This is a genomic window from Pseudomonas sp. TE3786, from assembly GCF_054057335.1.
The window spans coordinates 91,997-101,878 of the sequence record NZ_JBSRZF010000020.1 but is presented as its reverse complement, the minus strand read 5'-3'; the positions used below and the strand labels follow the sequence as shown (position 1 = coordinate 101,878).

Sequence of the window (9,882 nt, the reverse complement as noted above, 5' to 3'; positions counted from 1 at the left end):
GTCGTGTTTTTTGGGGGGGGGCCCTCCCCCCCCGAGTTTTAAACAACACCCCCGCGCGCCCCACCCCCCTCCCATAAAAGCAAAAGCGCATCAGCGACGGCCGAAGATAATCAACATCACCCCACCCAGCGTCACCAGGCACGCCACCAGCGCCGCCATGCCCAGGCTTTCGCCTAGCAGCAGATAGCCGAGCAATAGGGCAATCACCGGATTGACGAAGGCAAAGGTCGACACCAGGCTCGGCCGTACTTCACGCAGCAGCCAGAAGTAGGCGGGGTACACCCCGAGGCTGACCGGCAACACCAGGTAGGCCAGCCACCACCAGCCGTGCAGCGACAGCTGGCTCAGATGCAGCTCGCTCCACTCGCCACGCCAGGCGGCGAACAGCGCCAGCATCAGCGCGCCAATCAGCATCTGCAGGCTCATGCCCAGCCAGGTGGAGCGGAACGAGGGCCGGCTGCGCAGCAACCAGGCACCCACCGCCCACATCAAGGTGGCGGCCACCACCAGGCTGCCGGCAAACCATTGCTGAGCATTGGCGGCGTGGCCCAGGCCGTTGCTCATCAGCAGCACGATGCCGATGGAGGCCAGCGTCAGGCCGCACAACACCCACAGCGGCGGGCGATCACCCAGCAGCCATTCCAGCGCCACGCTCCAGATCGGCAGGGTGGTGTAGAGCATCGCCAGTAAACCGGTGGGCAGGTATTGGTTGGCGTAGAGCAGGGCACCCTGGCCGACGGTGATCAGCATCAGCCCGCCGATAAAGGCACCGCCCCAGTCGCTGCGTTGAATCCGCGCCTGGCCACTGACCAATACCCAGATCAGCGCCAGGCTGCCAGCGAGGAAAAAGCGCAGGGTAACGATGACAAACGGCGGCAGTTCCAGCAGCAGAAAGTGGTTGGCCAGATAAGTCGTGCCCCAGCCGATGTATACCGCAGCGAACGACAGCAGTAGCACCAGCGAATGGGCGCGAGGGGAGAGCGAGGAAGACATGGGGAACCTGAAAGACCTGCGCCGGCAGAGCGCCGGCGCGGCGTAAATGGGTTGAGTTAGTGGGCTGCGCCGCCCGTGGCACCCGCCGGCAGCGCTTTGGTCAGCAGTACGGCAATCATGCTGATGGCCAGGGCCAGGCCGACAAAATGGAAGGCGTCATTGTAGGCCATGATCATCGCCTGCTGATGGGTGATCTCGCTGAGCTTGGCCAGCGCCGCGGTTTCGTTGCCCAGGGTTTGCGTCAGGCTGTTCAGGCGTTCGGCCACTTGCGGGTTGCTTGGCACAATGGCTTCGCGCAGGTAGTCGAAGTAGATCTTGGTCCGTGCATCCAGCAGGGTGGCGAGCAGGGCGATACCGATGGCACCGCCCAGGTTGCGCAGGATATTGAACAGGCTGGAGGCCGAGCCGGCGTCCTGGGCGCTGATATACACGGTGGCGATCAGCGAGATGGTCACCATGATCAGTGGCTGGCCAAAGGCGCGCAGCAGCTGGATATGGTTGAACTGCGGGCCGGCGAAGTCGAGGTTGAGTACCCCGGACAAAAAGCTGCCCAGACCAAACAGACCAAAGCCCGCCGCGCACAGCCATTTCGGCGAAATAAACTTCATCAGCTTGGGCACGAAGGGAATCAGGAACAGCTGGGGAATCCCCATCCACATGATCACTTCGCCGATCTGCATCGAGTTGTAGCCCTGGATCTGCGCCAGATACAGCGGCAGCAGGTAGATCGAGCCATACAGGCCAACTCCCATGCCTAGGCTGGAGATGCTCGACAGGCCGAAATTGCGGTTGCCGAGGATGCGCAGGTTGATCAGTGGGTTGGGCTTGGACATCTGCACGATGACAAAGCTGATCAGGCTGATCAGGGCGATGCTGCCGAGGGTGACGATAAACGCCGACTCCAGCCAGTCCTTGCGGTGGCCTTCTTCGAGGAATACCTGCAGGCAGCCCAGGCCGATACCCAGGGTGAGGATGCCGGCGTAGTCGGTGCTTTTCAGCAGCTCCCAGTGCGGTGCCTTTTTCTCCAGACCGTAGAGCAGGCCGGCGATCATCAGCAGGCCGGGCGGCACGTTGATATAGAAGATGTACTCCCAGCCCCAGTTCTCCGTCAGCCAGCCGCCCAGGGTCGGACCGATGGAGGGCGCGAAGGTGGCGGTCATGGCGAACATGGCCATACCCACCGCGCGCTTGCTTTCCGGCAGCTTGATCAGCACCAGGGTGAACGCCAGGGGGATCAGCGCGCCGCCGGTAAAGCCCTGCATGGCGCGAAAGACGATCATGCTCTCCAGATTCCAGGCCATGGAGCAGAGCAGGGAAGAGATCAGAAAACCGATGGACACATACACCGACAAACGCCGCGCCGAGAGCAGCTGCACCAGCCAGGCGGTGAGCGGGATCATGATGATTTCCGCCACCAGGTAGGAGGTGGAAATCCACGAGCCTTCCTCCAGGGTGGCCGACAGCGCGCCCTGGATATCCTTGAGCGAGGAGTTGGTGATCTGAATATCCAGTACGGCCATAAAGGCACCGAGCATGGCGCTCATCACCGCAATCCAGTCGCGCCGCGTGGGTTCGCCTTCCGGGCGAACCAGGGCGTCAGCTACCACTGTGGTCCGCCTTGATGGTGACTTTTACGCTAACCGACATGCCTGGGCGGATCTTGCCTTTGAGCGGGTTGTCGGCGGCAAAGGTCAGTTTCACCGGGATGCGCTGCACCACCTTGGTGAAGTTGCCGGTGGCGTTGTCTGGCGGCAGCAGGCTGAACTGCGCACCGGAGGCGGCGAACAGGCTCTGCACGGTGCCTTCGATCGGCTTGCCGGGGTAGGCGTCGAACTCCAGCTCGGCTTTCTGGCCGGGCTGCATGTCGCCGATCTGGGTTTCCTTGAAGTTGGCCTGTACCCAGATGTCTTCATCCGGCACCAGCGACATCAGGTAAGCGCCGGCCTGCACGAACTGACCGTTGCGGGCGGCGCGCTGGCCGATCATGCCGCTGATGGGGGCGTGGATTTCCGTGCGGCTGAGGTTGAGCTTGGCTTGTTCGAGGTCGGTGCGGGCGTTGCTGATCTGCGCTTGCAGGCGCTTGATATCGGCGTTCAGCGAGTTCACCTGCTGACGCTGGGCCTGCAGATCGGCCTGAGCCTTGCTGACTTGCGAGTGGGCCACGCGGTTGTCGGCGGCCAGGGTGGTGACCCGCTCTTCCGATACATAACCGGGTTTGCGCAGGGTTTGTGCGCGGGACAGGTCCATCTGCACGCGGCCGAGGGTGGCTTCGGAGGAGCTCACGTCGGCAGCACTGGCGGCGATCATGCTGTCTTGTTGGGTCAGCTTGCTTTGCGACTGGGCCAGCTCGGCTTCGCGAGTGGCGAGGGCAGCTTCGGCGCGGTCGACGGCAATGCGGAAGTCCTCGGCGTCCAGCACCGCCAGCAGCTCGCCTTGTTGCACATGCTGGTTGTCGTGCACCAGCACCTTGTCGATGCGTGCGCTCAACTGGCTGGAAACGCGGGTAATCTCGCCTTGAACGTAGGCGTTGTCGGTGGTTTCGACAAAACGACCGACAAAAAACCACTGTGCAAAGAAGCCACCGGCTACTAGGACAATGATTGCGATAAACAGGAAAAGTCGACGTTGCAATTTGGCAGGCATTCTGGTGCTCGAAGGGCGGGCAAAAGTGTAAGGGAATCTAACAGTGTTCCATGCAGCTAAGTAGCCGATACAATTCAGAAACTTTGTTGCTTATGGGGAACAATAATGGGGCTGGATGATGCGCTGATCTTCACCCGGGTCGTGGAATGCCACAGTTTCACCCAGGCGGCGCAGGCATTGGCGATGCAAAAATCGACAGTAAGCCGGCGAATCGCCTTGCTCGAAGAGCGCCTCGGCGTGCGCTTATTGAACCGCACCACGCGCAAATTGCGCCTGACCGAAGTAGGGCAGGCCTATTACGAGCGCTGCCGGCAGATCATGCTCGACTTCGCTGAAGCCGAGCAGGCGGTGATGCAGTTGCAGCAGGAACCTTCCGGTTTGCTGCGCATTACCGCGCCCATCGAGTTTGGCCAGTTGTTCCTCGGCCGCGTGCTGGGGGCCTTTATGCTGCAGTACCCGCAGATCTCCGCCGAGGTGGAAATCACCTCACGGCATGTGGACCCGCTGGAGGAGGGCGTGGACATCGCCATCCTCATCGGCCAGCCGCAGGATTCCACCCTGATCGCCCGCAAGCTGTTTTCCAGTGGCCGCCGGCTGTGTGCCAGCCCGGTGTACCTGGCCGCCCACGGTACGCCACGCAAGGTCGAGGACCTGGCCGGGCACCGCGCCATTCTGTTGCCGCAGGACTCCATCCGCTATTGGCCGCTGCTGGGCGAGAACATCCCCTGCCAGCGCGTGTTGTCGTGCAACAACCTGACCTTTGCCCGCGAGGCGGCGTTGTCCGGTGCGGGCATTGCCGCGCTGCCGCTGATGCTCAGTGAGGATCAGGTGGTACGCGGCGAACTTATCGAGCTGCTGCCGCAAGTGCGGCTGCCGGTGGGCGAGGTGTATGCCGTTTACCCGTCGCGGCGCTTCCAGGCGATGAAGGTCAAAGCCTTTCTCGACTTTCTGATGCGCAGCCTGCGCCTGGAAGAAGGCGGTTTGCTGGAGCCTTCCGTGGTGCGGCTGGTAACATTGCCGCCCACTTTCTGATTTCTCGCTCGCCGGCCTCAGCGCCAGCGGTGAGGTGTCCTTAATTGATCTGCTGATTCGAGACTGTCCATGACTAAAGTACGCACCCGTATCGCACCATCGCCCACCGGCGATCCCCACGTTGGCACCGCGTATATCGCGCTGTTCAACCTGTGCTTTGCCCGTCAGCACGGTGGTGAGTTCATTCTGCGTATCGAAGACACCGACCAGGTGCGCTCCACCCGCGAGTCGGAGCAGCAGATCTACGACGCCCTGCGCTGGCTGGGCATCGAGTGGAGCGAAGGCCCGGACGTCGGTGGCCCCCACGGCCCGTACCGGCAGAGCGAGCGTGGCCCGATCTACCAGAAATACAACGCCGAACTGGTGGAGAAAGGCCATGCCTTCCACTGCTTCTGCACCGCCGAGCGCCTGGACAAGCTGCGTGCCGAGCAAACCGAAAAGAAAGAAACCCCGCGCTATGACGGCCTGTGCATGAACCTGCCAGCCGCCGAAGTGGCCCAGCGTATTGCCGCCGGCGAGCCCCATGTCACCCGTATGAAGATGCCGACCGAAGGCGTGTGCGTGGTGCCGGATATGTTGCGTGGCACCGTGGAAATCCCATGGGACCGCATGGACATGCAAGTCCTGATGAAAACCGACGGGCTGCCCACCTACTTCCTCGCCAACGTGGTCGACGACCACCTGATGGGCATCACCCACGTATTGCGCGGCGAAGAGTGGCTGCCGTCGGCACCGAAGCTGATCAAGCTGTACGAGTACTTTGGCTGGGAGCAGCCGCAGCTGTGCTATATGCCGCTGCTGCGTAACCCGGACAAGAGCAAGCTGTCCAAGCGCAAGAACCCGACCTCGATCACCTTCTATGAGCGCATGGGTTATCTGCCCCAGGCGATGCTCAACTATCTGGGCCGTATGGGCTGGTCGATGCCGGATGAGCGGGAGAAATTCACCCTGGACGAGATGGTCGAGCACTTCGACATTCAGCGCGTGTCGCTGGGCGGGCCGATCTTCGATCTGGAAAAACTCTCCTGGCTCAATGGTCAGTGGATTCGCGAACTGAGCGTTGAAGACTTCGCCGCTCAGGTGCAGAAATGGGCGTTGAACCCCGAGTACCTGATGCGGATCGCTCCGCACGTTCAGGGGCGCGTGGAAACCCTGAGCCAGGTCGCGCCATTGGCCAACTTCTTCTTTGCCGGCGCCTTGCCGCTGGATGCTGCCTTGTTCGAGCACAAGAAACTGTCGCCCGAGCAGGTGCGCCAGGTGCTGCAGTTGATCCTGTGGAAGCTCGAAGCGCTTCGTCAGTGGGAAAAGGACAAGATCACCGGCTGCATTCAGGCGGTGGTCGAGCACTTGGAGCTGAAACTGCGTGATGCGATGCCGTTGATGTTTGTCGCCATCACCGGCCAGGCCAGTTCGGTGTCGGTGCTGGATGCCATGGAAATTCTCGGCCCGGACCTCACCCGCTTCCGCTTGCGTCAAGCCATCGAGCTGCTGGGTGGGGTGTCGAAGAAGGAAACCAAGGAGTGGGAAAAGCTGCTGGCGAGCATCGCCTGACACCCGTTCGAAGTATGGAAAATGCTGGCGGGGCAGGGTAAGTAGTTGTTCTGCCAGCATAAAAAATACGATTCTTGGAAAAATAATGTTGACAGCCCTAAGACCCACGCTTAACATGCGCCCCGTCCTCGAGATGGGGCTATAGCTCAGCTGGGAGAGCGCTTGCATGGCATGCAAGAGGTCAACGGTTCGATCCCGTTTAGCTCCACCAATCTCTAAAGCCGAAAGGCTTGCCACAACCGGTTCATTGAACGGGTTGAGTTGTTAGAAGGGTTTTGCGTCCCCTTCGTCTAGTGGCCTAGGACACCGCCCTTTCACGGCGGTAACAGGGGTTCGAGTCCCCTAGGGGACGCCACGATTTAAAATGCAGCACCGCAAGGCGCTGTGAGCCGTGAGGCGATAAATCTGGGGGTATAGCTCAGCTGGGAGAGCGCTTGCATGGCATGCAAGAGGTCAACGGTTCGATCCCGTTTATCTCCACCAATTTTGCACTACGCTTCACGAGTGCCACGGGCCAGCTAAATGCTGGCCTTGTTTTTGAAGGTTTTGTCCCCTTCGTCTAGTGGCCTAGGACACCGCCCTTTCACGGCGGTAACAGGGGTTCGAGTCCCCTAGGGGACGCCAATTTATCCGCTCTGCGGACTTTTGAAGGGTCATTCTTTACGGAATGGCCCTTTTGTTTTTCCAGGGTGTCTAAGCGAGCGGCTGCGCGTCGGGGGGGCTGCGTTAAAAATGTTTTTTAAATGCTCATGGGCTCCAGCCCGCTGTGCTTTAAAAAACTTTTTTGCCTTGCTGCGCTCTAGCTCGCTCGCTCTCGAGTAGCGCTGGGGTTGACGGTGTTTCGATGTCCATTCACGAGTCTGATCTCGTATCCCGCCATCCGCCCACGTTGCTAAACTGCCGCCTCGCCGCCATGGAGAGACGTATGAACTGGGATTTGCCAACGCCTTTTGTGATCGACCTGCAGGTTGCTGCCGAGGATATCGACGGCCTCGGTCATGCCAACAACGCCGTGTATGTGAGCTGGCTGGAGCGCTGCGCCTGGCGCCATTCGCAGAGCCTGGGGCTGGATCTGGTCGAGTACCGCCGTCTGGATCGCGCCATGGCCGTGGTGCGCAATGAGGTGGACTACCTGGCCAGTGCCTACGAGGGCGATGACTTGCAGGTGGCGACCTGGATCATCGAGTCGGATCAGAAACTGCGTATGAGCCGACATTTCCAGCTGATTCGCCCGGCGGACGGAGTAACCCTGCTACGGGCCAAAACCACCTTCGTGTGCATCGAGATGAGTACTGGCAAACCCAAGCGCATGCCACCCGAGTTCCTCGAAGGCTACGGCCCTGCGGTGCTTAACCGCTAACCATCTTTCCCTGTAGGAGCGACTTTAGCCGCGATGCTCTTGGGCGGTCATTGCGGTTTCAGGTCCGGCCCATCGCGGCTAAAGCCGCTCCTACGGAGAGTGGGTGCTTACGGGGCCTGCGTATCTGCCGGTGAAAGAAACGCCCCGGTGTCGTCCACGACAATCTTGAATTGCCGGGTCTCCCCTGGGGTAAACACCGCCGACTGTGCATTGGCCGGCATATCGCTCACGCAGTACCCCGAACCACCCCGCGACACACTGATCGACACTTCCCCGGCCGGCACATCCACGGCAATCGATTGCTTGGGTGCCAGCTGCGCCACCAGTTGATTCTGCACATACAAATCCACCGCGCAGGCGTTTGGTGCCCTATTGTCGCGGCTCACCACCAGGCGCGCCGTGGCCTGGCTGTCCGGTGTGGTGCCCAGCGGCACATCCGGCGGCGGTACCAGCGATTCGGCGTTGGCGGGGCCCAGGATTAACAAGCCGGTCAGTGCCAGCAAAGGGAGTAGGGCGCGCATAGCAGGGTTCCTTTCATCGGGTTCTATGGGCTGTGACCGCGTGCTATCCGCTGGAATTCAGATTGAATCATCGCCTTGCCCGGCGGCGGTCCTTACACTAGGTGCCTTTTTCGCCTGCTCTAAAGAGAAACCCGTTATGCAGATCGCCCTGGCACCCATGGAAGGTTTGGTCGACGAAATCCTCCGTGACGTGCTGACCCAGGTGGGCGGCATCGACTGGTGCGTGACCGAATTTATCCGTGTCAGCGAGCGTCTGCTGCCCGCCAGCCACTTCCACAAAATGGCTCCGGAGCTGCAAGACGGCTCGCGAACCCGCGCCGGCGTGCCCATGCGCGTGCAGCTGCTGGGCTCGGACCCGGTGTGCCTGGGCGACAACGCCGCGCTGGCCTGCGAACTGGGCGCACCGGTGCTGGATCTGAACTTTGGCTGCCCAGCCAAGACCGTAAACAAATCCCGTGGCGGCGCGATCTTGCTGAAAGAGCCGGAGCTGCTGCATGCCATCGTCAGCGAAGTGCGCCGTAGCGTGCCGGCGGCGATTCCGGTGACGGCAAAGATGCGCCTGGGCTATGAAGTGCCGGATTACGCGATGGATTGCGCTCGCGCCCTGGCCGACGGCGGCGCGGCGCAAATCGTCGTGCACGCCCGCACCAAGCGCGAAGGCTACAAGCCGCCTGCCCATTGGGAGTGGGTGGCGCGGATTCAGGATGTGGTGAAGGTGCCGGTGTATGCCAACGGCGAAATCTGGAGCGTCGATGATTGGCGCCGTTGCCGGGAAATCAGCGGCGCTGAAGACATCATGCTGGGTCGCGGTCTGGTGGCATTGCCCGACCTGGCCCGGCAGATCGCCGCGGCCCGCGCAGGGGTGGAAATTGCGCCGATGACCTGGGCTGAGCTGATGCCGCTGCTGCAGTCGTTCTGGCTACAGGCACGCGGCAAGCTGTCGCCGCGCTATGCGCCGGGGCGCTTGAAGCAGTGGTTGGGCCAGCTGACGCGCAACTACCCGCAGGCCATGGAATTGTTCAGTCAGGTTCGCCGGGAAAGCGATTGCGAGCGCATTGATCAGATGTTACGGGTGCAAATCTAAATGCTCGCGGCTGAAGCCGCTCCTGCAGGCTATGCGTGTTCCGTAGGAGCGACTTCAGCCGCGAGCTTCTGAATATTTAGAAAAGAGCTCTTGAAACTGTTCAGCGTGTCCCTATTTAAGGGTTACGGGATGCCGAAGTCGGGTCCCGGATTCAACCTTTTGCTGATTTTCAGGAGAGACACATGAGCACTGCATTTTCCCTCGCGCCACTGTTCCGCAGCTCCGTTGGTTTCGATCGTTTCAACGATCTGTTCGAAGCCGCACAACGCAATGAGCAAGCCAGCTCCTACCCACCCTACAACGTGGAAAAACACGGTGATGATCAGTACCGCATTGTCGTCGCGGCAGCCGGTTTTCAAGACGAAGACCTTGATCTGCAAGTTGAGCGCGGCGTACTGACCGTTAGTGGTGGCAAGCGTGCCGAAGCCGGCAAAGACGTCACCTTCCTGCACCAAGGCATCGCCCAGCGAGCGTTCAAGTTGTCGTTCCGCCTGGCTGACCATATCGAGGTCAAGGCGGCGCAATTGGCCAACGGCCTGTTGAGCATCGACCTGGTACGCGTCGTGCCGGAAGAGGCCAAGGCCAAGCGCATTCCTATCAGTGGTGCGCGTCCGGCGTTGAATAGCTAAGACGGGTAACTTTACCCACCACCGTCGTCCCAGCGCAGGCTGGGACCCAGATTCTTTCAGGTTATGTCG

At 60.9% G+C, this 9,882-nt stretch carries 9 protein-coding genes and 4 tRNA genes; 9 read left to right on the top strand and 4 right to left on the bottom strand.

The window, feature by feature from the left end; translation table 11 throughout:
* Positions 1–90: 90 nt before the first annotated feature.
* Genes ACVW0Y_RS19850 through ACVW0Y_RS19840 form a run of 3 tightly spaced genes read right to left on the bottom strand, consistent with a single transcriptional unit; the run spans position 91 to position 3,636 of the window.
* Positions 91–993, bottom strand: a complete 903-nt coding sequence (locus ACVW0Y_RS19850; protein ID WP_457440731.1) for an EamA family transporter — start codon at positions 991–993, stop codon at positions 91–93.
* 56 nt (positions 994–1,049) lie between these two features.
* Positions 1,050–2,540: an MDR family MFS transporter gene (locus ACVW0Y_RS19845; protein ID WP_457440744.1), complete on the bottom strand. Its 1,491-nt coding sequence runs from the start codon at positions 2,538–2,540 to the stop codon at positions 1,050–1,052.
* Positions 2,541–2,589: 49 nt separating this feature from the next.
* The gene (locus tag ACVW0Y_RS19840) at positions 2,590–3,636 is read right to left on the bottom strand and encodes an HlyD family secretion protein (RefSeq protein WP_457440729.1); all 1,047 of its coding nucleotides are present in this window, start codon (positions 3,634–3,636) and stop codon (positions 2,590–2,592) included.
* Between the two features lie 105 nt (positions 3,637–3,741).
* On the opposite strand from ACVW0Y_RS19840, the gene ACVW0Y_RS19835 reads away from it, so the two are divergent.
* From ACVW0Y_RS19835 to ACVW0Y_RS19805, 7 genes are all read left to right on the top strand, one after another.
* Entirely contained in the window at positions 3,742–4,668 is a 927-nt protein-coding gene (locus ACVW0Y_RS19835) for a LysR family transcriptional regulator (RefSeq protein WP_457440728.1), read from the top strand.
* A 69-nt stretch (positions 4,669–4,737) separates the two neighbouring features.
* Complete coding sequence (gene gltX / locus ACVW0Y_RS19830; protein ID WP_457440726.1) at positions 4,738–6,219, top strand: glutamate--tRNA ligase; 1,482 nt, start codon at positions 4,738–4,740, stop codon at positions 6,217–6,219.
* A gap of 135 nt (positions 6,220–6,354) precedes the next feature.
* Positions 6,355–6,430: transfer RNA gene (locus tag ACVW0Y_RS19825), tRNA-Ala, on the top strand.
* 68 nt (positions 6,431–6,498) lie between these two features.
* Positions 6,499–6,574: transfer RNA gene (locus tag ACVW0Y_RS19820), tRNA-Glu, on the top strand.
* A gap of 52 nt (positions 6,575–6,626) precedes the next feature.
* Positions 6,627–6,702, top strand: a tRNA-Ala gene (locus ACVW0Y_RS19815).
* Between the two features lie 65 nt (positions 6,703–6,767).
* Positions 6,768–6,843, top strand: a tRNA-Glu gene (locus ACVW0Y_RS19810).
* A gap of 301 nt (positions 6,844–7,144) precedes the next feature.
* On the top strand, positions 7,145–7,579 hold the full coding sequence (locus tag ACVW0Y_RS19805) for an acyl-CoA thioesterase (protein WP_457440724.1): 435 nt from the start codon (positions 7,145–7,147) through the stop codon (positions 7,577–7,579).
* A gap of 107 nt (positions 7,580–7,686) precedes the next feature.
* Here ACVW0Y_RS19805 and ACVW0Y_RS19800 read toward each other — a convergent pair whose 3' ends face one another.
* Positions 7,687–8,100: a hypothetical protein gene (locus tag ACVW0Y_RS19800; RefSeq protein ID WP_457440722.1), complete on the bottom strand. Its 414-nt coding sequence runs from the start codon at positions 8,098–8,100 to the stop codon at positions 7,687–7,689.
* A 136-nt stretch (positions 8,101–8,236) separates the two neighbouring features.
* Here ACVW0Y_RS19800 and ACVW0Y_RS19795 point away from each other — a divergent pair, with 136 nt between their 5' ends.
* Positions 8,237–9,184, top strand: a complete 948-nt coding sequence (locus ACVW0Y_RS19795; RefSeq protein ID WP_457440720.1) for a tRNA dihydrouridine synthase — start codon at positions 8,237–8,239, stop codon at positions 9,182–9,184.
* A gap of 182 nt (positions 9,185–9,366) precedes the next feature.
* On the top strand, positions 9,367–9,813 hold the full coding sequence (locus tag ACVW0Y_RS19790; protein ID WP_457440718.1) for an Hsp20 family protein: 447 nt from the start codon (positions 9,367–9,369) through the stop codon (positions 9,811–9,813).
* Positions 9,814–9,882 lie beyond the last annotated feature (69 nt).

Bases quoted from the DNA above. Each gene is read 5' to 3' on its own strand.
- ACVW0Y_RS19795 (WP_457440720.1), top strand. From the start codon at position 8,237: ATGCAGATCGCCCTGGCACCCATGGAAGGTTTGGTCGACGAAATCCTC.
- ACVW0Y_RS19800 (WP_457440722.1), bottom strand. From the start codon at position 8,100: ATGCGCGCCCTACTCCCTTTGCTGGCACTGACCGGCTTGTTAATCCTG.
- ACVW0Y_RS19840 (WP_457440729.1), bottom strand. From the start codon at position 3,636: ATGCCTGCCAAATTGCAACGTCGACTTTTCCTGTTTATCGCAATCATT.
- ACVW0Y_RS19805 (WP_457440724.1), top strand. From the start codon at position 7,145: ATGAACTGGGATTTGCCAACGCCTTTTGTGATCGACCTGCAGGTTGCT.
- gltX (WP_457440726.1), top strand. From the start codon at position 4,738: ATGACTAAAGTACGCACCCGTATCGCACCATCGCCCACCGGCGATCCC.
- ACVW0Y_RS19835 (WP_457440728.1), top strand. From the start codon at position 3,742: ATGGGGCTGGATGATGCGCTGATCTTCACCCGGGTCGTGGAATGCCAC.
- ACVW0Y_RS19790 (WP_457440718.1), top strand. From the start codon at position 9,367: ATGAGCACTGCATTTTCCCTCGCGCCACTGTTCCGCAGCTCCGTTGGT.
- ACVW0Y_RS19850 (WP_457440731.1), bottom strand. From the start codon at position 993: ATGTCTTCCTCGCTCTCCCCTCGCGCCCATTCGCTGGTGCTACTGCTG.